A 23,797-nucleotide genomic window follows, 5' to 3' on the forward strand; every position below is an offset into this window, starting at 1 on the left:
CGTCAAAGCGTCAAAGCGTCAATGTGCCCAGTAGTGCAAAAGAGCTATTTCACAACCTACACATTCCTATGAAACTAACATCTTTACTCCTCAATCAACGCGTTGCGATTCAACCCCGGAGGGGCACCCTGACTGATTCGTTTCCTCAAATCCGGCGCAGCCTTGGCCGCCCGCCTTCCTCGCGAGACTTCGCACTGATCCCGCTGGGCTCGCTTGCCTTGATGGGTCTGCTTCCGCTGGGGGCGTACGCGGACGAGCTGGACACCCTGCAGTTCCAGGCCGGGCAAAGTGTCCAGCACGACAGCAACGTGTTTCGCTTGTCCGACTCGGCGGACACCCAGGCGCTGTTGGGCACGTCAGGTCGTTCAGACACCATCGCCGTGACGACGGCGGGTTTCAAGGTGAGCAAGCCCTATGGCTTGCAGCGTTTTGAGCTGGAGGCCAATGCCGAGAAGCATAACTACAGGAATTTCTCGAATCTGGATTTCACGGCGTTTAACTATGGTGCGGCATGGCGCTGGAGTTTCACTCCGGCCCTCCACGGCAATCTGACGACGGACCGGCGGGAGTATGTCGATAACACGGCGGATGTGCAAAACACTGGCCAGCTCAATCGCCGGACGAACCGATCGACAGTATTCGATGCGGAATACGAACTCGACGGTGCCTGGCGTGTCCTCGGGGGCGTTTTCGAACGCACCAGCACCAGCAGCCAGCCTTTTACTTTTGAAGCCGACTACAAGATACGCGGTGCGGAGGCCGGTGTGCGGCATGTCTGGCCGTCGGGTACGTCGCTGGCCTATCGTTTCAAGAATGGCGAGGGCGAATATCCAGGCCGCACATTGTCGGCGGTGTCTGCCAGCGACTTTACCGATCGCGAACATGAATTGCGGCTTGACTGGGCGCCCACAGGGAAAACCACGGTGAAGGCCCGGCTTTCGCATTTTGACCGTGCCCACGATGGACTCTCCGCGCGGGATTTTTCCGGCGTCATTGGCCAGGTCGACGCAACCTGGGATGTGACCGGCAAGACCAGTATCACGGGTGGCCTGGCACGTGAAATGGGCAGTTACCAGACGACGACGTCGAGCTATTACCAGGGCTACCGCTTCTTCATTGCGCCGACCTGGAAACCGACGGAAAAAACCGCCATACGACTGCGTTATGACCATGGCTTGCGGGATTACCGGGGACCATTGCCAGGCTTTATGGCCACCGACCGCGAGGACACCACCAGGCTGGCTTCCCTGATCCTCGAATGGCAGCCAGTTCGTGCGCTCAAGTTAATGGCAACGGCCCAGCGCGATAAACGCACGTCCAACGCACCGGGGTTTGATTACACGAGCAATGTGTTTGGCGTTTCGGCGCTCGCAAGCTTTTAGTGGGCCAAGGCCCTTACGTGGCTTTCTCGCCGCACGTTGACCCATTCTTCCAACATTCAATTCACGAAAAAGGTGCCAAGATGAAACCCCTCTTGATCAGGTATTTCGCCACAGCAGTACTTTCTCTTTCCGCCATGGCTGCATTGGCACAGACGGCAACGACTGCACAGACGGCTCCAGCCGTCCGGGCTGCGGTCGCGCCTTCCGTGCCGTCGGGGCCATCGGGTCCGTCAGTACCGGCGGCGCCGGACAACCAGGATTACCGGTTGGGGCCGGGCGATGCGATCGGTGTGCAGGTTTACCAGAGCCCGGACCTCACGGTTGACGCCCGTGTTTCCGAAAGCGGGGTGATCAGCTACCCATTGATTGGCAGCGTGCAGCTGGGTGGTTTGACCATCGGCGAGGCCGAGAAAAAAATTGCCGATGCGCTGCGTACCGGGGGCTTTGTCAAGGTGCCGCAGGTGAATATCGTTTTGCGGCAGGTGCGGGGCAACCAGGTGGCGGTTTTGGGGCAGGTGAGCCGGCCTGGCCGATTCCCGCTCGAAACATTCAACACCCGTGTCAGCGACATGCTCGCGGCAGCCGGCGGCGCGACGCCGACGGGGGATGATGTGCTGATCATCACCGGCCAGCGTGACGGCAAGCCTTTCCGCAAGGTCATCGACATTCCGGCGCTGTTCCTGAACGAGAAATCGGAAGAGGACATCCTGGTGGCCGCCGGCGACACGCTTTATGTGAACAAGGCGCCGATGTTCTACATCTACGGCGAAGCGCAGCGACCCGGCCCCTACCGTATTGAGCGCGGCATGACGGTGATGCAGGCGCTGGCCCAGGGGGGCGGGCCCACTGTGCGCGGCAGCCAGAACCGCCTGCGCCTGCACCGCCGTGATGCATCCGGAAAGGTGGTGGAAACCGTTCCCCAGCTCACGGACAAGATTCGGGCGGAAGACGTGATTTATGTTCGTGAAAGCCTCTTTTAAGCTGCCATGACACTCCATCAATTCCTGTTGATCCTGCGGGCCCGTTACCGGGTGGCCTTGACGATCATTGCGGTTGCCGTGCTGTCGGCACTGGCGGTCAGCCTGGTCCTGCCCAAGAAATACGTGGCCCAGACCGCGGTTCTGGTTGATATCCGGTCACCCGACCCGGTAGCCGGCGCTGCCGTGCCGGGCCTTGTTGCCCCCAGCTATATGGCAACGCAGGTCGACATCATCGGCGGCGACCGCGTGGCGCAGCGCGTTATCAAAATGCTCAAACTGGACGAAAACCCGGGTACGCGGGAACGGTGGCTGGAGGCGACTGAAGGACGGGGCACGATGGAGGCCTGGATCGTTGATTCGCTGCAAAAACGGCTGGATGTGCACCCTGCACGGGAAAGCAATGTGATCAACATCACGTACAAGGGCGGCGAGCCGGACTCTGCGGCCCAGATAGCCAATGCCTTTGCCCAGGCCTATCTGGATATCAATCTGGCGCTGAAGACAGAACCTGCCCGCATCTATGCGGAATGGTTTGACGAGCAGACCAAGGCCTCGCGGGCCAAGCTTGAAGTGGCCCAGGCCCGTTTGTCCGATTTCCAGCAAAAAGCCGGCATCGTCTCCAGTGACGAGCGGGTTGACTACGAAACGACCAAGCTGAGCGAACTCTCGTCGCAACTGACCGTCGTGCAAGGCCAAACCACGGACAGCCAGAGCAAGCGCAACTCCCGCGGTGACACCGTCGCGGAGGTCATGCAGAGCCCCCTGATCAATGGTTTGAAGGCCGACATCGCGCGGCTCGAAGCCAAGGTGCAGGAGACCAGCGTGAATCTCGGGGCGAATCATCCGGTGCGCCAGCGTGCCGAGTCTGAACTGGCCTCCCTCAAGAGCCGGCTTGCCAGCGAATCGGGGCGCATTTCAGCCTCGATCGACACGGCCTATCGTGTGGGCAAGGACCGCGAAGGCGAATTGCAGGCTGCCGTCGGCGCGCAAAGGTCGCGGGTGCTCATGCTGAACAAGCAGCGTGACGAACTCAATGTGTATCGTCGCGACGTCGAGGCGGCCCAGCGCGCCTATGAAGCGGTCAGCCAGAGCGCCTCGCAGACGCGTTTGCAGAGCTTGACCAACCAGACCAATGTGGTCCGCCTCAATACGGCCACAGCGCCCGCCAATCCCTCCAGCCCGAAATTGCTGTTCAATCTGCTGATTGCGGCTTTTGGCGGAACATTGCTCGGTGTGGCCTGTGCCTTGTTGCTGGAACTGGCCAACCGCCGTGTGCGGTCCACGGAAGACCTGGTGCAGATGCTGGACCTGCCCGTGCTGGCCAGCATCAGCTCCAGTGGCGGCCGCCGGCTCTCCGGTTCGGGTCGCCTGGCCCTTGGTAACGGAAGCACAGCATGAAGAGAAATGATTCCCCACTCATCCGGCCAGTTCCCCTGACCTTGCCGAGCAAGCCGGCGGTCGGCGCGGGTCGCTCCATCGGTGCGATATTGGTCGACGCGGGCCGGCTGTCACTGGCCGATACCGAGCGCATCCTGCGGGCCCAGCGGGAAGGTGGTGCGCGCTTTGGCGATGCCGGCATGGCGCTGGGTCTGTTGACCGACGATGACGTGCGTTATGCCTTGTCCGTACAGTTTGACTACCCTTATATTGCCCGCGAAAGCAATTTGAGCCGCGAACTCGTCGCGGCTCACCAGCCCGCCAGTCGTTCGGTGGAGCAGCTGCGCGCCTTGCGCAGCCAGCTGATGTTGCGCTGGTTCGATACCGGTGCGGACCGCAAGGGGCTTGCCATTGCCAGCGCGGGCCCCGGGGAAGGGCGCAGCTACCTTGCCGCCAACTTGTCCATCGTATTTTCCCAGCTTGGCGAGCGCACCTTGTTGATAGACGCGGATATGCGGTCCCCACGCCAGCACACCCTCTTCAATCTCGGCAAGCGTGCCGGCCTGTCGGACATGCTCGCGGGCCGGGCGGGGCCGGAAGCCGTGGTCGGCGTTGCGGCGCTGCAGGACCTGTCGGTATTGCCGGCCGGCACCATTCCGCCCAACCCACAGGAGCTGCTGGGCCGGCAGGAATTCTCCAGGTTGTTGCAGTCGCTCGGCGAAGAATTTGATGTGATCATCATTGACACGCCGCCGGCCAGCAGGTGTGCTGATGCCCACACCGTGGCGGTTCGCGCAGGGGCCGCATTGATCGTGGCGCGGCAAAACAAGAGCTCCGTGCCGCAAATGGCCCAGCTCACCCAGGGTCTGCGCGAATATGGGGTGACCCTGGTCGGGTCGGTGCTTAACGATGCTTGATGAGGTTTCAATGATGCCTGGCAGTCCACCTGCATATCGCTCCCTGGGCGGCAGTGAGCAACACGGCGCCCAAGAGGCCACCCATGGCGTCGGCCGCCAGGTCGGACCAGCTGGCGATGCGTCCCGGCAAATAGGCCTGGTGCAACTCGTCCAGCACGCCGATCGCGACCGCGCCGGCAATGCAGCACGCTGTTCTGCGCCAGCCGCGCGCACCGCTGGCTACACCGGTGGCGCTGCCAATCAGGGCAAATGTCACCACATGCGCGAGCTTGTCCCACGGCGCTGGAAACAGCCCGGCGGCGAAGGGCTGGGCGCCCAGCGTATACAGGCCGGCGCCCGCCAGGATCACGGTCAGGACCGCCCAGGTACGGGCGCTGCGCAAGGGCGATGGGGGACGCGTTTTTTCGGGGCTCAGCATGTGATGTGCGCCGGTAATGCCCGTAGCGTCGATAGCGGGGAAGTGGCCTGGAGGGTGGCGATATGTTGAGCCGTCACCTGAAAGCCTCCAGGGACTGGCAGCAGCGGTGGGCCTTTCTCATCGACAAAATCGAGCGTGTGCAAACGCCCGCGGACGAGCAGCGTCTGCTGGCCCGTCTCAGCCGTCCCGACAGGCCTTTTGTGCTGGCCTTTGCCAATGCGCACGCCATGAACTCCCTTGCCGCCTCGGGCCCCTTTTTTGCCGCGTTGCAATCGGCCGACATGGTGCTCAGGGACGGCTCGGGCATGGCAACCCTGTTCAAGCTTCTTGGCATGCCGCCCGGTCGAAATCTCAATGGCACCGACTTTATTCCCGAGCTGGTGAGGCAGTTTGACGGCCGGAGCATTGCCGTGTTCGGAACGCAGAATCCCTACCTGGAGCGGTGCCTGAATGTCCTTGCGCGCAAGCTGGCACCCAGCAGCTCCTACGTCAGCGCGCATGGTTTTCTCGATATCGCCGCTTATACCTCTCTGGCGCAGGCGCAACAGCCCGGGCTGATCGTGCTGGGCATGGGCATGCCGCGGCAGGAGGAAGTGGCGGCAGCGCTGCGTTCGGCGCTGACTCACCCCTGCCTGATCGTTTGCGGCGGAGCCATCGTCGACTTTCTCGGCGGCAAAACACCGCGTGCGCCAATGTGGATGCGAAGGCTGGGGCTGGAGTGGATGTTTCGTCTGGCCATGGAGCCGCAGCGCCTGTTCCAGCGCTATGTGATCGGCAATCCGCTGTTTTTGTCGCGGGCCGTACGCCTGGCATCGGTTCGCCGCGGTTGATGCTGGCCCGCAGCCGCGAAGGTCAGGCCAGTCAGGCCACATAACGGTTGTCGACATCAGGCACGCAATTGTTTTTGACGATTTTGCCCGGGTTGCCGAGCACCATGCTGTAGGGTGGAATGCTTTCATACACATAGGCGCCGCCGGCAATCCGGCTGCCCTTGCCTATGGTAACGCCGCCCACCACGATGGCGTGCGGGCCGATCCAGACCTCGTCTTCAATCACGGGATAGGTGGTGAGCCGGCGGCCGTCGTTGTCGATATGGTCGCGCTGCCCGAGCGTGACGCCGTGAAACAGGGTCACGTTGCTGCCAATGCGGGCTCCGGCATTCACCACGATTCCCCGCCCATGGGTCAATGCCAGGCCGGGGGCTACCGAGGTTCGCCAGGGTAATTCAATGCCCGCCAGCTGGCTCGCCAGGCGATGCAGCAGCCTGGCGGGTGTCAGCAGCAGCCAGCGCAACGGCACGGCACATCGGTCGGCCGCCTGGCAACAGCGCAAGGTGGCCACCACGCGAAATGCCGGGTTCGAGAGGATGCCCTTGAACACCAGCCACCCGCTGGAGCGCCCGAATACGCGGTAGGTATCGGCTTTCAGGGCGTGCATACAGCATTGCCCAAGGGCGGGGAGCGCTGCGCCGTGTTCCCTGTAAACCAGTCTGCGCAACTTTGCAGGCTGGCAGCGTAGGGTGTCCAGGTCACTCCCAGCTTCTGCTCTGCCAGCGCGGCATCGAGGTGAATATGCTGGGCCCACAAGCGAAGCAGTCCGGGTGGCATGGGGTCCGGCAAACCGGAAGTCGGCCTGCCCATGCGTTTGAATGCCAGTTGTATGGCCTTGAGCGGCGGCCCGGCCAGCAGGGCGACCAGCCGGAGCTGGCGCGGCCCGATGCGCGGCACGGGCGTGGCTTGAAGTGCCAGCGCCAGGTCCACGAAATAGTCGTTCCAGCGCGGGCTGTCAGGCGCCGCCAGGTTAAAGACCGGCATGTCGCCCGGTCTGACGGGCAGCTGCAGCGCGGCTATCAGCGCCTGGCAAACGTCGTCCACATGGACCAGGTTGGACCAGCCGTCACCCGCCACGCCTAGGTCGCCGAGCCGGCCGGTTTGCAGCCATCTCCCGACGCGGCCGACCCACAACTCGCTGCCAGTGCCGAAAACACAGCCCGGCCGCAGCACCACGGCCTCACCGCCGCGGCGTGTAAATTCGCCCATGTGTTTTTCCGCATCGCACTTGGCCTGGCCATACCAGCCGAGGCTGGGGTCAAGTGTTGCGTCTTCGCGGACCACACCTTCCACGGGGCCATAGACCGACATCGTGCTCAGGTGAACAATGCGCCGGCACCGCGTGCCCAATGCGGCCTGCACCAGTACCCGCGCGCCTTCGGAAATCGAGCGCGCATCGCCCGCGACGCAATTGACCACGGCGTCAAAGTCTTCCAGCGCCGCAGTCAGCGCCTGGAGGTCACGGCTGTCCACGCGCAAGGTCTCGACGCTCCCGTTGCCCGCGCCGGCAGTCCTGCGCGAGGCGCTGACCGGTATCGCCCAGGCCGTGTTCTTCAGCGTCTCCACAAGCTGCTTTCCAATGTGGCCGGACCCGCCCAGCACCAGGACTCTCAGTATTTTCATGCGCACTCTCCCAGGGGCGCGGCATGCTCTGCCTGCAGGCGCCGCGCCAGGCTGTCACCCAGCCTGAGCGACATCGCAATCAGCGTGAGCGTGGGGTTGGCCTGGCTGGAGGTGGGGAACACGGCGCTGCCCGCCACGAACAGGTTGCGTACCGAATGCACCCGGCAATCGGCGTCGACCACGCTGGTGCTTGGGTCGCGGCCCATGCGTGCCGTACCGATGTGGTGACCGCCATAAGCGCCAAAGCGCATGATGTCTTCTTCCAGTGTGTCGCGGTCGTAGTCAAAGCGGCCAACTCTGCTTTGTGCAAACTCCTGCACCAGCACGTCCAGCGTGCCACGGACCGAATCAATGTCCGCCTGGCTGTAGCGCCAGTCCACGCGCAGCTGCGGCATGCCGAGGGCATCGAGCTTGTCGGTCAGCGTCACGCGGCTGCCGGCTTGCGGCATCTGCTCACCGTGCACCTCCAGGCTGAAGCGGTTGGTGCGGTTGCGCAGGATCACCGACGGGAATTTGCGCTCGGCGAGCGAGCGCCGAAGCAGCCAGTGCCCGAGAAAGGCCGTGGTGTCCATCGGGTCGGCCATCACATTGAAGAGATGGCGGGCGTAGCGCCCCGGCGAGGTGGCGTTGCCGTCGTTCAGCCGTTTGCCGTATTCATAGCTGATCAGCTTGCGCGCCAGAAACAACCCGGACAGCACGCCGTTGCGGTGCGCCGGATCGGTGATGCGCGGAAAGTGCAGGCGCGCCACCGCGTTCGCCAGCCCCAGCCGCCGCTGCTCTGCCGCTGTCACCGACAGTCGCCGGCGGCAGTAAACGCCTTCCGGTGCCACTTCGTAGCCGTGCCGCACGTTGCGGGTCGGGCCGTCGATGGTCAGCGTGCCGACATTGCCCGCGATGTGGCACATGTAATAGCGGCCAACCACGTCGTGGAAATTGCCCACGCCTGCGGGTGTGACATCGCGCGAGGCCAGCAGCAGGCGCGCGGCTTCAAGGCCGCCGGCAGCCAGCACCGCCGCGCGCGGCGTGACCACAAACCGCGTGCCAGCCAGGGTGGCAACTTCCAGGCTGCGCACTGCCTGCCCGTCGGCCTGCAGCCGGACGGCGGTGCAATTGGCGCCGAGCAGAACCTGCACGCCGGGCGCCAGTTGCAGCCGTTTGGCATAACGGGTGCCGAAGTGGGTCGGGCAGGAAAACCGCTCGAGCCCGCTGGTGCGCACGCGCGGGCTGTCAAAGCCGCGGATCAGGGGCTCGAGTTGCGGGCCGAATGCTTCACCGGCGTCATAGCTGAAACGCCCGGCCTCGGCCAGCGCATTGGCTTGCGGGTAATAGGGCAGCAGATCGTCATACGACAGCGGCCAGCCGCTGTGCGGTACATGGCTGCGTGTTTCAAAGTCAATGGGGTCAAACGGCATGCACCGGCCACCCCAGATCGCCGACGAGCCCCCCAGTCGCCGCTGCCGGTACTTGTCGGGCGGGCTGTGCAATCGCTCATCGGCGACCTCGCCCTCATAGAGTGACTGCGTTTTTTTGTCTTCCTCCAGTTGCCCTGACTCCAGCATCAGCACCGACAGGCCGCGCTCGGACAGCGACAGCGTGAGCGCGATGCCCGCAGGGCCTCCACCCACCACGCAGACATCGGCATGCAGCTCGGCGCCGTTCTGGATGCTGTTGGCATCAATGATCATGGTGACTGTTCCTGCAGGGAGGCGCTGCTGGCGTGCCGGGGCTGGCCGGCAATACCGAAGTGGCGCTGGTGAACCCGTGCCACGCTGGCAAAAAACCGGGTCAGGGAAAATTGCTGTTCATACAGCGCGCGTCCGTTGCGTCCCAGCCTCTCCATCAGTTCCGCTTGCTGCAACACCCGCTGCAGGCCTGCCGCGAGGCCGGCCACATCACCGGGCCGGACGAAACAGGCATTGACGTCATGCGTCAGCACCGAGGGAATTTCGCCGACCGGGCTGCAAACCACTGCAACCCCATTGGCCAGTGCCTCCAGGATGACCAGGGGCAGGCCTTCGTCGTAAGAGGGAAGCACCAGAACGTCGGCGCGGGCCATCAGGCGCGCTACCTTGGGTTGATCCGACCAGCCCTCAAAGCGCACGAAACGGTCAATGCCGAGTTCCCGGGCCGTGGCCTGGTAAGCCTGCATATCCCCGCCGCCCGCCAGGCACACCTCCAGCCGGGCGGTATCAAAACCGGGCAGGGCCAGGGCCTGCAGGAGGTCGGACACCCCCTTGCGCTCCGACAGGTTGCCGACAAAGAGCACACGCTGCACCGCATGCGCAACGACTTTGCGCCGTGCTTCCGTGGGTTCTGGAACGCCGTTGATGACGATCTCCACGCGATCGGCCGGCACCCGCAACTCGTTGATGACGAAGCTTTTTGCGGCGTTTCCAAGCACCACACAACTGGCCGGCAGTGAAAAGACCCAGCGCGTCAGGGCCTGCAGCGGGCTCGGCAGGGTCCGGTAGAAGTGATGCAATTGCGCGGCGTGCAGGTGCAACACCACCGGTACACCGAGGGCGCGGCTCGCGACGATCACGGCGCTTTTGCGAAACAGGCTCAACCGCTCGGCCATGTTGACGTGCACGCCGGCCAGCCGCCCGTCGAGCCGCCCGCGTACCAGCCGGGCCAGGGCGGTTGCGAGCACCCAGAAAGAATAGAGCGCGTTGGCACCGCCGCGCGTATCCAGCGGGCGCAATTCGGCAGCGCCTGCGGGCGTGGAAAATGCCTGGGCCTGGATCAGGTAGTCGGCCACCTTGAACATGCCCCCGCCCTTCGGGGTCCAGGGGCAGGCAATGTAGATGTAGCGGCCCTCAAGCTCGCGGACGGCTGTGCCTGGCATCGGTTCACTTCGCATGTTTATTTTCCGGGATGTTGATAAGAGAGTCGGGACGGACTGAACAGGATGCGTTTGAGAAAATCGGTCATGGGGCGTTCAAGCCACACATAGGAAAGGCAACCGGTCACGATCACCAGCAGGCCCACTGCCAGCACAATGACGAGGCCGTTTTGCACACCCAGCCACCTCAGTGCCAGCACGCCCGCCGGCACCACAAACGTGTGCGAGAGGTAAATGGAGTAGGAGGCATCTCCCAGGAAGGACAGCGGCGAAGCCAGGCGGCTACGCGCGGTCCAGGGCTCCAGCCAGACGGCGCCCAGCACCACCAGCGCCGCTCCTGCGCCCCATGTCAGCAGACGGTCGGTCGGGTCTTGCCCGCCCACGCCAAACATGAGCACCGCACCGGCCACCATGGCAAAAGGCCCCAGGGCCGGCGCCACCGTGCGGCCATGCAGCAGCAGATGCGCAATGCACACACCGAGGATGAATTCGAACACGATGGAGTTTGCATAGAAAGCCAGCGGCACCGCGCCGGGCAGGTAGCTGCCGGCCAGAAAAATCACCAGGAATACCAGCAGGCAGAACCTGATGCGTGGTGCGCCGAGTGCCATGGCCAGCGCAAACACCGCATAAAAAAGCATCTCGAAGTTGAGCGTCCAGCCGACGGGAAGCGTCGGTTGGATGAAGCCCCACGGGCTCGTGGCCGGAATGAAGAGCAGCGATGCCGCCAGATGGCCGGGCTCCACCGACGATCGTGATGCCAGGGTGGGCAGGGCCAGCAGCAGGGCCGCCTTGAGCAGGGTATAAAACCAGTAGAGCGGCGCGATCCGCAGCAGGCGGCGCTTCATAAAGACCCAGGCCGCCGCCAGACGGCCTGCGCTGTCGGTAGGCGTGTTGCGGGTGGACATGGCCATGACAAAGCCGCTGATCACAAAGAAGATGTCCACTCCGGCCGAGCCGGCGTGCCAATAGTGACCGGGCCCCTGGCCGGTGATGTGAATCGAGATGGCCTGGGTAATGTGCATCACCACGACCAGCATGGCCGCAATGAACCGCAGGATTTGAACGCCGGTGAACTGCTGGGTCATACGCGATCTCTGCCAGGTCGATCCGTGCTGGGGACAGTTTCGTTTCTCATGGGGAAACGCCATGCGCCGGTTGCGAAGGAATGCCGGTGGGCTCCTTCAGGATGTGGCTGGAAATGCGTTCATGCGCGGGCCGGCGCGCGCGGAGCAGGCCTCGCACCAGGCCGGCGGCGTTGAAGCACCAGGACACCACGGAATAAATCGCTTTGGTCGCCGAGCGCTTGCGCCACGCCATCAACAGGAAAGGCGCTGCGGCCAGTGCGCAAAACAATCCCAGGCTTGCGGTCCCGGACACGGGCCAGAAGGGCATGCTGAGCAACACGGCCCACCAGGCCAGAACGGCCAGGTAAATCCGCAACTCGCGCAGGCCCGCCACCACCAATGGCAGGCGCGGCTGGCCGGCCGCGGCGCGGACCAGTTCACCCAGGCCGCAAACATAACGGCTGCGCCAGCGCCGCATCAGCAGATCGTATGGCGGCGCATCATGCCCATAGTGAGAAGCCGCATCCACCGGCAGGCGCCAAAGCTGCCAGCCCAGGGTGCGCAGCCGCACCGCCAGGTCAAATTCTTCGTAGCTGTGCAGGTTGCGGTCCGAGAAATACCCCGCGGCCTCGATCGCGCTGCGCCGGTACAGGCCGCCGCCATCGAGGCGGTCGACGCTGCCGGGCGAGAGGTGAGCGGACTGGCGCTCTCCGCGCGCCAGGTATTCCAGGCTGTGCATGTTTTGTTCAACCACGCGGCCACCGACACCGGCAATATCGGGGTGCCCGATCATGACGGCGAGCGCGCGCTCCAGAAATCCTTCGGCCATCTGCATGTCGCCGTCGAGAATGTAAACAAACTCGCCGCACGAGTGCTGGTAACCCAGCTGTGGGCCCGCCCCGCAGCAACGCTCGCTGGCATGGGCAAGCTGCACGATGCGAATGGGGTAAGGCCGTGCCAGTTCCACCGTGCGGTCGGTGGAACACGAGTCCGCGAGCACCACCTCGCCGCCCACTGTGGCGACTGCACGCAGCGCGCTTTTCACGGTCGCCACGATGTGCCGTTCTTCGTTCAGCGCCTTGATGATGACGGATACGCGGCATGCCGGGGCACCCGCGTGAAGTGTGTTCCAGGAAGTTTCTGCCTTCATTTTTTCTTATCCTCCATCGGCGACATCGACCGCCCGGACAGCACGGCGTATGCGCCAGAGTTGCCAGTTCCTGACCAGCAGTCCCGGGAAAAAACAGGCCATGGCTGCGGTCATCCACCAGCGTTTGGTGCTGGCGGCACGGCGGCCCTGAATGAGCCAGCGCAAGCCCTCGAGGCGCCTGCCCGACGCGAGCGCCTGGCGTGCCAGCGTCACTTCATGCTGGGCTACCAGCCATAACGCGGATTGGCGCCTGGCCTCGGGCATGGCGCCGCCCAGCGCGCGTTCTTTCATGCGTTGCAGGAAGGGGGGCATGGTCAACGCCGCGTGGTGCGCCGTCAGGCTGCCCGCTACCGCGGTTCGGTAGGCTGCCAGCGGTGCCCGGGCCAGTGCAACTGGTGAATGCTCGGCCAGGCGGAACCACAGATCCAGGTCTTCCCCATGGGACTCGCCGGGTGCAAAGCAGGGCTGCATGCGCTGCAGCAGCGCGGTCCGCACGGCGATGGAGCTGGTGAAGAGCGACGGGCCGTTCATCCACCGCAAAGCCAGGTCTGTAATCAGTTCCACGTCGGGTGCTTCTTCCGGGACTGACCATCGCGGCGGCCAAATGCCGTCGCCGTCGCCGTCGGGCACCGTCACAAAATCGGTCGCCAGTATGTCTGCCGCCGGACAAGCCCGGTGGGCCAGCAGCAAGGTCGCCAGATAGCGGGGATGGTGCCAGTCATCGGCGTCCAGAAACGCCACCCATTCGCCACGCGCCAGTTCTATGCCCTTGTTGCGCGCCGCGGACACTCCGGCGTTGGCCTGCCGCACCAGCCGCACGCGCGGATCGGTGATCGCCGCGACCAGATCGGCCCCGCCGTCGCGGGAACCGTCGTCGACAACAATGACCTCGAAGTCCGTGAAGGTCTGGGCCAGTGCGGAATCAAGTGTGCTCCGGATGTAAGGCGCCTTGTTGTAAAGCGGTATGACGATGGAGAATTTCATGGCCTGCCCCGGGCGGATGCCAACCCGTCTTTGGCGGTGGCAAAACCTGCATGCGCACGGCTGCGCGCCGTTTGTGCTTTGGTAATTCGGGCCATGCGGGCCTCGCTGGCGGCGGCCGCCAGCGTCATCAGCAGCAGCACATGGGTCACCAGTTCGGCACCATAGCCAAACAGCAGCAGCGGGACCTCGCTCATGGAGCGCAGGGCCAGTGCCACGAACAGCGCCAGCGTGAGCCCGCCGCTGGCGCGCGCATAGCGCAGCGAGAGCACCAGCAGGATCAGCGCATAAAGCACCAGGGCCGTCGCCCCGACCGTGCCGGAGCGCGACAGCGTATCCATGAACTGGTTGTGGGCGTGCGTCGCGTTGGGCATGCCGATGCTGGCCCGGAAGCTGGCGTCCCATAAGGTGGGCCCGTAACCGAACACGGGGTTGCGGCGCCACTCCTCGTAGGCGATCGCCCATATCTGGTCCCGTCCCGTCAGGGAGGCGAGCTGGGCCCCCTCGGCGCTGGCAAAAAAGCTGCTGAGCCTGGCGTCCAGTTCACCAAACATCAACAACAGGGCGAGGGCCGAGACCCCGGCCATGAACACCAGCAGGGAGACGACACCCACTTCGGGATGCAAGGGGTCACCCACACGGCGCCAGAAGGACGGGCCCTGTCGCACGAGGAGGATGCAGAGCGAACAGACCACAAAGGCAATCCACGCGGTCTTCGACTGGGCCAGAAACAGCACCGCCAGCCCGAGGGCCCACGCCAGCCGGTTAAGCCACACGTGCTGGTAAGGGCGCGCGAGCAGGCACAGCAAGCCAAGTTGGGCCAGGATTCCCAGGGACACCGCATGGGCCGCGAGACCGGCCAGGCGCGGCACACCCGGCAGAAAGCCCTGCGTGTAGGAATTGTCCAGCACCAGACTGGGCTTTAGCGGAATCAGGAGCAGACCGGCCGCCAGGAACAGCAGCAGCGCGTTGCGCGCCGCCCTCAAGGCAAGGTCACGTTCCATGCCGCTGACCAGTACGGCGGCAATCCCAATCACCAGCGGGTAGACGTAGTCGTGCGACAGGTGCGGGTGCGCGCCCAGGAGCGCAGGGGCGGCCACCGTTGCGGCCCAGAAAAGAATGAAGGACACCAGTATCAGCGGTGGTGCTGGCGCCGCTTTTCCGCGATTGAGGAAGCGGGTGACGATGCGCTCGCCTGCAATGGTCAGCAGCAGCAGCGACATCAAGGGCTGTGCCAGGCGCACCAGCGGGTGGCGCACCAGCGCGACGGGCTCGGTCAGGCTCAGCGCATGGACAGACAGGTCGCGGCCGGAGAGCAGGTTGCTCAGTGCCACCATCAGCAGCATGGCATAGAAAATCACATGCATATAGCCGTGGGACTGGCGCGTTGTCAGCTGGACGGCGCCCGCCATGCCCGCACTCGCGGACAGAGCCGCCAGGACGGCACCTGTGACGAGGATGGCAATGGTGATGGCTTGTTCCATGGTGGGCCGATTTCAGAGGCGTTGCTCGCCGAGGGGCTCGGGAAGCGGTGATGCAGGCGCCGCACCCAGGTGGCTGGCCAGCCCCGGGAAGAACCGGATGAGCATGCCGGCGGTTTGATCACCCAGCGCCTGTGGACGCAAGGCGACGAGCAGGGTCATGACAAGCAAGGCCATCAGCGTGCTGGCTGCCAGTGACAGCAACGGCATGTCAAACTGCGCGACGGCACGCTGACCCGCGACCGCAGCCGCGGCGCACAGGACGCTGAGCAACAGACCGCGCGCAGCATGGGGCAGCAGGGCGGTCCACGGCAGCTGTACCGCCCGGAAAGCTGCCGTGCCCACGACCAGTGCACGCAGTACCAGCAGCCCGGCAGCAACGCCCGCAGCCGCATGGATGCCCTGTCCGGCATAAAGGTAAAAACCCAGTGCGCCCAAACCTACCAGCGGCAGTTGCAGCGCAAACTCATAGTGCTTACGCCCGGTATTCCAGAGCACGGGGGTCGACAGGCCCCAGAGCACATACGCCGGCATGCTCAAAAACAAAATCGCCAGCACCCAGGCTGCTTCGCTCCACTGGGGGCCGTACAGCAGGCGCACCAGATCCGCTGAAATGAGCGCGAGAAACACAAAGGCTGGAAGGCCCAAAACAAAAATGGTGGCCAGCATCTGAAGATAGGCCCGGCCAAGCCTTTGCAGGTCGTCTTGCAACCGTGCACCGGCCGCCAGAAACGCTGGTTGCAGCGCGCCGAGCAGCAGGGTGTTCGGCATGGTGGCCAGGTTATAAGCCACGTTGTAAAGACCCAGTGCCTGGGCATTGAGCAGGCGCCCTATCAGTACGCGGTCAAGGTTGTTGAGCAGCCAGTTGACGATGTTGGTGGCAAACACGGCGCGGCCGGTCCCCACCGCCGTGGCCGCGTCGGCGTACCAGAAAAGCGGGCGCACGGCATGTGGCCTCAGTGCATAGCTGGCCACCAGCAGCACGCCGGACTGCACCAGCCACGCGGCCACCAGCGAGGCGGTGCCCCATCCCAGCAGGGCCATGGGCACCCCTACCGCGACATAGCCTGCGGCATAGCTGCCCACCTGAACCAGACCGACGGCCTTGAAATTGAGGTCGCGCTGCAGCAGGTAGCTCGACGGCGCAGCCGCTGCGGTGAGCAGGCAGGCTATAGAGAGCCATTCAACGACGGCCTGTGCGCGCGGTTCCCTGAAGTAGCTGGCCAGGACGGGTGCCAAAAAATACACGGCAAGCATGGTCAGCGCACCCACCATCAATTGCCAGGTCCATGCGAAGCGGATGTCCTCGTCGCCCAGTGTTTCCCGCTGCAGCAGGCTCCAGCTGAAGCCGAAGCCGGAAAAAAAGGTGGCGAAAGTCAGCACCACCATGCCGATGGCAAATACGCCGAAGATGTCCGGGCCCAGGGTACGGGCGAGCACCACCTGCGCCACCAGTTGCAGCGCAAAGCGGGCCACGGTGGAAACTGCGCTCCATTTCACCGCAGCGACACCGGGCCGGCCGAGTCCGCCGGTGTTCATCAGGGCATTCCTGAGCCACGTCGCCGCAATGCAATAGCGCCCATCAACACCAGGGTGATGAGCAGGGTGGCATGGGGGTTTTCTCGAGAATCCCCGGCGGTTGATTCATGCACGGTGGAGGACCGTGGGGGGCTGTGGCTCTGCCCTTCCGAAAGTTTCGTATTGACTTTGATGTTTTGGACTTTGATGTTTTGGGCTTCGCGCAGCCGTGCGACTCGCGCGGCGGCATCGCGTGTCAGGGTGTCGGTGGTGGAACCCACCGGGGTGGCGGCGAAAGCGGAAGCAATGCAAGCGTTTAAAACGACTGTAAGCAAGGCGCGGTACATGACCTTTTCTCCCTGTAGAAGCAATTATGAAAGTTTGTTGTGCAGTGCAGCAATTGACAATAGTCCGATCGGCTCATGAGCGTTTGTGCCTGAGAGAACGCGGACGGGAACTTTTGCCGTGAGAGCCTGCCTCGTGAGGTCGTGGGGTGCGAGAAGCGGCTCAGGTCACCGCCGCGGGCCGCAGGGGCTCGTTTGGCCTGCGGCGCAGGCGTGGCCGTGGGGGCGCATCCGGGCCTGTCGGGCCTGCCTCGTAACCATCGGGATTGGTTTGCTGCCAGCGCCATGCGTCTCGGCACATGTCGTCGATCGTGCGCGTTGCGCGCCAGCCCAGTACGGCATCGGCCAGCGACACATCCGCGTAATACTGGGCCACGTCACCTGACCGGCGCGGCGCGAATTCATGGGGAATGCGCCGGCCGCTCGCGTGCTCAAACGCGCTCACTACCTCCAGTACGCTGATCCCCTTGCCGGTGCCAAGATTGAGCGTAAAACTCTGGGGACGCGTCAGCAGCGAATGCACGGCGGCCACATGGCCCTCGGCCAGATCCATCACATGCAGATAGTCGCGCACACCGGTCCCGTCGGGTGTGGGGTAGTCATTGCCAAACACCTGCAGGCTGGCACGCTTGCCGACGGCTACCTGGGTTATATAGGGCATCAGGTTGTTGGGAATCCCGCGAGGGTTTTCGCCGATCAGGCCGCTGGGGTGTGCGCCCACCGGGTTGAAGTAGCGCAGCACGCCGACGCGCCAGGCCGGATCGGCCGCGCGCAGGGAGGCCAGGATGTTTTCACACATCAGCTTGGTCTGGGCATAGGGACTCTCGGGCGCACACGGGAACTGCTCATGGATGGGAACACTGGCCGGATCGCCATACACCGTGGCGCTGGAGGAAAAAACCACGGAGCGGCAGCCAGTTGTTTCCATGGCTTGCAGCAGACTCATCAGACCACCAACGTTGTCGCTGTAGTACTTGAGCGGCTGCTGAACACTTTCACCGACCGCTTTGACACCCGCAAGGTGAATGACTGCCTCACACGCGTAGTGACGCAGTACCTCCGCCACAAAACCTGGATTCAGGACATCACCCCGCTCGCGTATGACGCGTTGTCCCGTCAGTTTTTGCAGCCTGTCCAGTACTGCCGGATGGCTGTTGGAGAAGTTGTCGAGAATGACGGGTTTGTAGCCCGCATCAATCAGGGCTGCAAAGGTATGACTGCCGATATAGCCGGCACCCCCGGTCAACAGGATGGGGGTGGTGTTGGTGTTGGTGTTGTTGGGGGTGTTGTTTTTTTTCAAAATCATTCCAGGTAGCCGGCAAGCCGGTGGATTCATCGGTCGGAGCAAGTCGCACGCACCGGACGCAAAACCTTGCAGTTCCGGCGAAGCAATGAAACGGCGACACGCGCTGATGCTTGGTGCTGCGAACAGCTGCGAGGCGCAACGTTTGGCGGCAGCGAGCAACAGCAGCAGCGCCATCTCCCAATCGCTTTGAGTATCCCCATCGGAAACGCAAGCCATGTCGGTGCTGTCCGACTCGGTGCGTCGGACGGCACCTGATTTCACGGTGTTCCCGCGAAAGCGTGTCCAATCGTGTGTCCAATCGTTTTCTCATGTCCATGAACGACAACAGACGACGACAGACGACAACAGGGAAGGCCGTGTATGGGCCTTCACGCAGTCATGCCGGCCTGGGCAGGCCATGACGCGTTACCGCATTACCGTATTACGCGGAAAGATGAGAGGAGGAAGCGGGGGTGTGCAGCCTGACTGAGGCCACAGAAAGTAACAAAGATTTTTTGACACCGAAGCTGCCTGGGAAGCTGCTTCGGCTTTGGTTTGCCATGCGGCCCATGAGGGGCGCACGGGCGGGCGCCGGCAGCAAGGCATTGGCGCAGCCGGCTCGTGTGGATGGGTAAAAGCCGTTCCTGACGGGACGCCGGCCTGCATGCATGACCCGAGCCATGCCATGACGGGAGCTGCGCCCCAAGGCGCAGGGCGCGCTTACATGCCGCTGTAGTTGGGTCCGCCGCCGCCTTCGGGTGTAACCCAGACAATGTTTTGCGTCGGATCCTTGATGTCGCAGGTCTTGCAATGCACGCAGTTCTGCGCATTGATCTGCAGGCGGTCCGTGTTGTCGGTGTTTTTCACGAACTCGTACACACCGGCCGGGCAATAGCGGCTTTCGGGGCCGGCGTATTGGGCCAGGTTGATGTTGACCGGCACGCTCGCATCCTTGAGCGTCAGGTGCGCCGGCTGGTGCTCTTCGTGGTTGGTGTTGGACACAAAGACCGACGTCAGGCGGTCAAAGGTGATCTTGTTGTCGGGTTTGGGGTAGACGATGGGCTGGCACTCTGCGGCCGGCTTGAGCATGGCGTAATCGGGCTGGGTGCGGTGAATCGTCCAGGGCGGGCTCTTGATGCCCAGCCTGGGCAGCAGCCACTGCTCGATGCCGGTCATGAAGGATCCCATGTACAAGCCCTTCTTGAACCACGCCTTGAAGTTGCGCGACTGACCCAGCTCCTGCGCCAGCCAGCTGTTGGCATAGGCTTCGGGGTAGGCGCCCAGCTCGTCGTGCTGGCGGCCCGATGTCACGGCAGCATAGGCGGCCTCCGCGGCCAGCATGCCGCTCTTGATCGCCGCGTGGCTGCCCTTGATGCGCGCGGCATTGAGGTAACCCGCTTCACAGCCCACCAGCGCGCCGCCAGGGAACACCGTTTTGGGCAGGCTCAATGCGCCACCGGCCGTGATGGCACGCGCACCGTAGCCGATGCGTTTGCCGCCTTCCAGGTATTGCCTGATGCTGGGGTGCGTTTTCCAGCGCTGCATTTCCTCAAACGGGCTGAGGTAGGGGTTGGTGTAATCGAGGCCGGTGACCAGGCCCAGTGTGACCTTGTTGTCCTCCAGGTGGTACATGAAGCCGCCGCCATAGGTCTTGCTGTCCATGGGCCAGCCGGCGGTGTGAATGACCAGGCCGGGTTTGTGTTTGGCCGGATCAATCTCCCACAGTTCCTTCACGCCCAGCGCATAGGCCTGCGGGTCCTTGCCTTCGTCCAGCTTGAAGCGGCTGATCAGCTGGCGGCCCAGGTGGCCGCGCGCGCCTTCGGCAAACACGGTGTACTTGCCATGCAACTCCATTCCCAGCTGGAAGTTGTCTGTCGGCTCGCCATCCTTGCCAATACCGAGGTTGCCGGTGGCGACTCCCTTCACCGAGCCGTCCTCGTTGTACAGCACTTCGGCGGCCGCGAAGCCCGGGAAAATTTCCACGCCGATGTTCTCGGCCTGCTGCGCCAGCCAGCGCACCACATTGCCCAGGCTGATGACGTAGTTGCCTTCGTTGTGCATGCAGTCGGGCACGAGAAAGGACGGCGTCCGGGTTGCGCCTGTTTCGCTGAGGAACAGGACTTCGTCACCCGTGACCGGCTGACTCAATGGTGCGCCCAGCGCCTTCCATTCGGGAATCAGTTCCGTGATGGCCCTGGGATCCATCACGGCGCCCGAAAGAATGTGCGCGCCGGGCTCGGAACCTTTCTCGAGGACGACGACGGAAATGTCTGTACCCTTTTCGGCCGCCAGCTGTTTCAGGCGGATCGCAGTAGCCAGCCCGCCCGGGCCGCCCCCTACAACGACAACGTCATATTCCATCGCTTCACGGGGACCAAACTGCGCCAGAATTTCTTGGGTATTCATCGGGGGACTCGCTGATAATGATTTGGATGATCGTTGCCTGTACCGCGGCAATTTTAAGTCGTGAATTCAGGCGCCCGGACGATCGTTCACTTTTAATCGAGAGGAGCCCCTAATGGCCTACAGCATCGATCTTTCAGGACGTGTCGCGCTGGTCACCGGCGCTTCCGGCGGTCTGGGTGCGCAGTTTGCCAAAACCCTGAGCCGCGCCGGCGCCGCCGTGGTGCTGGCAAGCCGCAGCCTGGACAGGCTCAAGGAGTTGCGCGCACAAATTGAGGCTGACGGCGGTGATGCGCATGTGGTGTCGCTCGATGTGATGGATCACGCCAGCATCAAGGCCGGCGTGGCCCATGCCGAGACCGAGGTAGGCCCCATCGACATCCTCGTCAACAACTCCGGCGTCAGCACCACGCAGCGACTGCAGGATGTGGACGAGGAAGACTATGACTTCATCTTCAACACCAATGTCAAGGGTGCGTTCTTTGTTGCGCAGGAGGTTGGCAAGCGCATGCTCGCCCGGGCCAGGGGAGAGGCCCCGGGCACCTATGGCGGCGGGCGCATCATCAACATCGCGTCCATGGCCGGGCTGCGCGTGCTGCCGCAGATCGGCGTGTACTGCATGAGCAAGGCCGCGGTGGTGCAGATGACCAAGGCCATGGCGCTGGAGTGGGGCAAGTTCGGTATCAACGTCAATGCCATTTGCCCGGGCTATATCGATACCGAAATCAACCATCACCACTGGGAAACCGAGCAGGGCAAGAAGCTGGTGCAGATGCTGCCGCGCAAGCGCATCGGCAAGCCGGAAGACCTGGACGCGCTGCTGGTGATGCTGGCCAGCCGGGAAAGCCATTTTGTCAACGGTGCGGTGATCGCGGCAGATGACGGTTTTGCGACCTGAGCACTCGCGAATGACGGGCGGCATTTTGGCCGGCCTCCTTGCGGGCGCGCTGTGGGGGTTGGTGTTTGTGGTGCCGCGCATGTTGCCCGTGGGCCCCGGTGCCTACTCGTCGGTGGACCTGACGGCCGGGCGTTTTGCGGCATATGGCGTGGTGGCCGCCGCGGTGATGCTGCTGGGCCGGCGCAGCCGGCGCCTGCCCACCGTGCGCCAGGCCTGGGCCGCCCTGGCCATGAGCGTGCTGGGTTTCAGTGCCTACTACCTGCTGCTGGTGCTGGCCATTCGCGATGCCGGCACCGAGGTGCCTACGCTGGTCATCGGCACCATTCCTTTATGGGTCATGCTGCTCGGCAAACCACACGGCCTGCGCTGGTCATCGCTGGTGCCCGGGCTGGCACTCACGCTGGCGGGCCTGCTGCTCATGATGGGTTCCACGCACGAGGCGGGTGGTCAAGCGTCCATGCATTTTTGGCGCGGCGTTGTTCTGGTGACCGCCTCGCTGGTGTGCTGGACGGTGTTCGCCATTGTCAATTCCGCATGGCTCAAGCGGCATCCCGAGGTCAATGCCACCGATTGGGCCAACTGGCTGGGCGTGGCCACCGGCCTGGGCGCGGTGCTGATGTGGCTGGTGGCAGGCTCTGATGCGGCGGTGCTGATGGCGCGCGACGACCGCACCCTGTTTGTCCTCCTGTGCGTGGTGGCCGGGTTTGGCTCTACCTGGCTGGCCACCATTTTCTGGAACATCGCCAGCCAGCGGCTCAGCGCCAGCCTGTGCGGTCAACTCATCGTCAGTGAAACCATTTTTGCCCTGCTGTATTCTTTTGCCTGGGATGGCCGTTGGCCCACAGCGGCACAGTTCATCGCCTGCGTGCTGTTCACGCTGGGCATTCTTGCCTCCATCCGGGCTCACCGCTGAATCACTTTTCCAAATTTTCCAAAATTCCCAACATGAAAATTGAAATTCCCGAGAAGAAAAAGCTGGTGCATGAAATGCGCATCCCGATCCGCTGGGGCGACATGGATGCGATGGGCCACCTCAATAACACCACTTATTTCCGCTACCTGGAAACCGTACGCATCGACTGGATGTACGCCATTGGCTGTCAACCTGATCCGCAAGGCGAGGGCCCGGTGATCGTCAATGCTTTCTGCAATTTCTACAAGCAGCTCGAATACCCGGGCGATGTGCTGATCAAAATGTATGTGAGCGATCCGGGCCGTACCACCTTCGAAACCTGGGCCACCCTGGAACGTGTGGACGATCCGGGCGTGATTTGCGCCGCGGGCGGTGCCACCACGATCTGGGTGGACTTTCCCGCGCAGAAGGCTAAAACCCTGCCGGACTGGATGCGTCAGGCGGTTGAGGGCTGAATTTTCGTTAACCGCGGCGCGTTCAGGTTGGTTTGGCGGATTTGGGAACGCGGCCCATCAGGTAGAACTCCGGGTTGGGTTGCATGCCGCTGAAATTTGCCATGCGGTTTGACAAGCCAAAAAATGCCGTGATGGCGGCGATGTCCCAGGCGTCCTCATCGTCGAAACCATGGGCATGCAGGGCTTTAAAGTCGCTGTCTTCCATCTCGTCGGAACTCAGGCACACCTTCATCGCAAAGTCGAGCATGGCGCGCTGGCGCGGCGTAATGTCGGCCTTGCGGTAGTTCACCGCCACCTGGTCGGCGACCAAAGGTTTCTTTTCATAAATGCGCAGGATGGCGCCGTGCGCCACCACGCAGTACAGGCAGTGGTTGGCCGCGCTGGTCGTCGTCACGATCATCTCGCGCTCGCCCTTGGTCAGCGAGCCCGTGGGGTTGGAACCTTCCTCTTTCAGCATCAGCGCGTCGTGGTAGGCGAAGAAAGCGCGCCACTCGGCGGGCCGCCGGGCCAGCGCCAGAAACACGTTGGGCACAAAGCCGGCTTTTTCCTGCACCTCCAGCACCTTGGCCTTGATGTCTTCGGGCAGGTTTTTCAGTTCTGGCGCAGGGTAACGGGGCGTGGCAGTCGGGATAGCGGGTTTTGTCATGAACTTGTCCTTGATCCGGGTTAAAACGGCAACACCGCACTAGGGCCTGTGAACGCTATTTATGCAAGATGCGTTGCGAGTCAAAAAGGCCATGAGCAAGGCGCAAAACGCAGGCGGGGTAGACCCCGCCAAGGCTTTGCAACGCCGCGCAGGGCCTTTTTGATCGCAACCCGAAGGGAATGGGGTGAAAACAGCGCCACTCTGCGTTGCGCTCCTAGCCCAGACGCCCGGTCTGGGCGTCGTCGCGCGCCTTGATTGGCGCTGTTTTCACCCCATTCGCATTTGCA

At 63.3% G+C, this 23,797-nt stretch carries 22 protein-coding genes; 8 read left to right on the top strand and 14 right to left on the bottom strand.

All coding sequences use genetic code 11. From position 1 onward, the window contains the following. Positions 1–23 precede the first annotated feature (23 nt). The 4 genes from epsL to epsG all read left to right on the top strand — a co-directional run bounded on the left by epsL (position 24) and on the right by epsG (position 4,656). Positions 24–1,382, top strand: coding sequence for an XrtB/PEP-CTERM-associated polysaccharide biosynthesis outer membrane protein EpsL (gene epsL / locus AC1DS5_RS13750; RefSeq protein ID WP_477718819.1), 1,359 nt, complete (start codon positions 24–26; stop codon positions 1,380–1,382). 80 nt (positions 1,383–1,462) lie between these two features. Continuing rightward, complete coding sequence (gene epsE / locus AC1DS5_RS13755) at positions 1,463–2,362, top strand: polysaccharide export protein EpsE (RefSeq protein ID WP_477718820.1); 900 nt, start codon at positions 1,463–1,465, stop codon at positions 2,360–2,362. A gap of 6 nt (positions 2,363–2,368) precedes the next feature. Then, the gene (gene epsF / locus AC1DS5_RS13760; protein WP_477718821.1) at positions 2,369–3,760 is read left to right on the top strand and encodes a chain length determinant protein EpsF; all 1,392 of its coding nucleotides are present in this window, start codon (positions 2,369–2,371) and stop codon (positions 3,758–3,760) included. Beyond that, entirely contained in the window at positions 3,757–4,656 is a 900-nt protein-coding gene (epsG, locus tag AC1DS5_RS13765; RefSeq protein ID WP_477718822.1) for a chain length determinant protein tyrosine kinase EpsG, read from the top strand. Before epsF ends, epsG begins: the two co-directional genes overlap by 4 nt. A 7-nt stretch (positions 4,657–4,663) precedes the next feature. On the opposite strand, the gene AC1DS5_RS13770 is transcribed toward epsG, so the two are convergent. Further along, positions 4,664–5,074, bottom strand: coding sequence for a VanZ family protein (locus tag AC1DS5_RS13770; RefSeq protein WP_477718823.1), 411 nt, complete (start codon positions 5,072–5,074; stop codon positions 4,664–4,666). Positions 5,075–5,136: 62 nt separating this feature from the next. Here AC1DS5_RS13770 and AC1DS5_RS13775 point away from each other — a divergent pair, with 62 nt between their 5' ends. Next, a complete protein-coding gene (locus AC1DS5_RS13775; RefSeq protein WP_477718824.1) occupies positions 5,137–5,904 on the top strand; it encodes a WecB/TagA/CpsF family glycosyltransferase in 768 nt (255 codons plus the stop codon). Between the two features lie 31 nt (positions 5,905–5,935). Here AC1DS5_RS13775 and AC1DS5_RS13780 read toward each other — a convergent pair whose 3' ends face one another. From AC1DS5_RS13780 to AC1DS5_RS13835, 12 genes are all read right to left on the bottom strand, one after another. After that, a complete protein-coding gene (locus AC1DS5_RS13780; RefSeq protein ID WP_477718825.1) occupies positions 5,936–6,511 on the bottom strand; it encodes a serine O-acetyltransferase in 576 nt (191 codons plus the stop codon). Beyond that, positions 6,499–7,527 carry an NAD-dependent epimerase/dehydratase family protein gene (locus tag AC1DS5_RS13785; RefSeq protein WP_477718826.1) on the bottom strand — a complete coding sequence of 343 codons (1,029 nt, stop codon included), beginning with the start codon at positions 7,525–7,527 and terminating at the stop codon, positions 6,499–6,501. Before AC1DS5_RS13785 ends, AC1DS5_RS13780 begins: the two co-directional genes overlap by 13 nt. Next, complete coding sequence (locus AC1DS5_RS13790) at positions 7,524–9,212, bottom strand: FAD-dependent oxidoreductase (RefSeq protein WP_477718827.1); 1,689 nt, start codon at positions 9,210–9,212, stop codon at positions 7,524–7,526. Before AC1DS5_RS13790 ends, AC1DS5_RS13785 begins: the two co-directional genes overlap by 4 nt. Then, complete coding sequence (locus AC1DS5_RS13795; RefSeq protein WP_477718828.1) at positions 9,209–10,387, bottom strand: glycosyltransferase family 4 protein; 1,179 nt, start codon at positions 10,385–10,387, stop codon at positions 9,209–9,211. The genes AC1DS5_RS13790 and AC1DS5_RS13795 overlap by 4 nt, the downstream gene beginning before the upstream one ends. A 2-nt stretch (positions 10,388–10,389) precedes the next feature. Beyond that, positions 10,390–11,457, bottom strand: a complete 1,068-nt coding sequence (locus AC1DS5_RS13800) for an acyltransferase family protein (protein ID WP_477718829.1) — start codon at positions 11,455–11,457, stop codon at positions 10,390–10,392. Positions 11,458–11,503: 46 nt separating this feature from the next. Further along, positions 11,504–12,586 carry a glycosyltransferase family 2 protein gene (locus AC1DS5_RS13805; RefSeq protein ID WP_477718830.1) on the bottom strand — a complete coding sequence of 361 codons (1,083 nt, stop codon included), beginning with the start codon at positions 12,584–12,586 and terminating at the stop codon, positions 11,504–11,506. A 6-nt stretch (positions 12,587–12,592) separates the two neighbouring features. Continuing rightward, a complete protein-coding gene (locus AC1DS5_RS13810; protein WP_477718831.1) occupies positions 12,593–13,570 on the bottom strand; it encodes a glycosyltransferase family 2 protein in 978 nt (325 codons plus the stop codon). After that, positions 13,567–15,051: an O-antigen ligase family protein gene (locus AC1DS5_RS13815; RefSeq protein WP_477718832.1), complete on the bottom strand. Its 1,485-nt coding sequence runs from the start codon at positions 15,049–15,051 to the stop codon at positions 13,567–13,569. The genes AC1DS5_RS13810 and AC1DS5_RS13815 overlap by 4 nt, the downstream gene beginning before the upstream one ends. A 12-nt stretch (positions 15,052–15,063) precedes the next feature. Next, positions 15,064–16,587, bottom strand: a complete 1,524-nt coding sequence (locus tag AC1DS5_RS13820; protein ID WP_477718833.1) for a lipopolysaccharide biosynthesis protein — start codon at positions 16,585–16,587, stop codon at positions 15,064–15,066. Further along, positions 16,587–16,913 carry a hypothetical protein gene (locus AC1DS5_RS13825; RefSeq protein ID WP_477718834.1) on the bottom strand — a complete coding sequence of 109 codons (327 nt, stop codon included), beginning with the start codon at positions 16,911–16,913 and terminating at the stop codon, positions 16,587–16,589. The genes AC1DS5_RS13820 and AC1DS5_RS13825 overlap by 1 nt, the downstream gene beginning before the upstream one ends. Positions 16,914–17,073: 160 nt before the next feature. Further along, a complete protein-coding gene (gene galE / locus AC1DS5_RS13830) occupies positions 17,074–18,216 on the bottom strand; it encodes a UDP-glucose 4-epimerase GalE (protein WP_477718835.1) in 1,143 nt (380 codons plus the stop codon). Between the two features lie 699 nt (positions 18,217–18,915). Further along, a complete protein-coding gene (locus AC1DS5_RS13835; RefSeq protein ID WP_477718836.1) occupies positions 18,916–20,601 on the bottom strand; it encodes an electron transfer flavoprotein-ubiquinone oxidoreductase in 1,686 nt (561 codons plus the stop codon). A 112-nt stretch (positions 20,602–20,713) separates the two neighbouring features. Here AC1DS5_RS13835 and AC1DS5_RS13840 point away from each other — a divergent pair, with 112 nt between their 5' ends. From AC1DS5_RS13840 to AC1DS5_RS13850, 3 genes are read left to right on the top strand one after another with little or no spacing between them, the layout of a single operon-like run. After that, positions 20,714–21,496 carry an SDR family oxidoreductase gene (locus AC1DS5_RS13840; protein ID WP_477718837.1) on the top strand — a complete coding sequence of 261 codons (783 nt, stop codon included), beginning with the start codon at positions 20,714–20,716 and terminating at the stop codon, positions 21,494–21,496. Positions 21,497–21,506: 10 nt separating this feature from the next. After that, positions 21,507–22,409, top strand: coding sequence for a DMT family transporter (locus AC1DS5_RS13845; RefSeq protein ID WP_477718838.1), 903 nt, complete (start codon positions 21,507–21,509; stop codon positions 22,407–22,409). Positions 22,410–22,441: 32 nt separating this feature from the next. Beyond that, positions 22,442–22,864 carry an acyl-CoA thioesterase gene (locus AC1DS5_RS13850; RefSeq protein WP_477718839.1) on the top strand — a complete coding sequence of 141 codons (423 nt, stop codon included), beginning with the start codon at positions 22,442–22,444 and terminating at the stop codon, positions 22,862–22,864. 22 nt (positions 22,865–22,886) lie between these two features. On the opposite strand, the gene AC1DS5_RS13855 is transcribed toward AC1DS5_RS13850, so the two are convergent. After that, positions 22,887–23,510, bottom strand: a complete 624-nt coding sequence (locus AC1DS5_RS13855; RefSeq protein WP_477718840.1) for a peroxidase-related enzyme — start codon at positions 23,508–23,510, stop codon at positions 22,887–22,889. Positions 23,511–23,797 lie beyond the last annotated feature (287 nt).

Source organism: Polaromonas sp. P4_H1 (assembly GCF_056400945.1).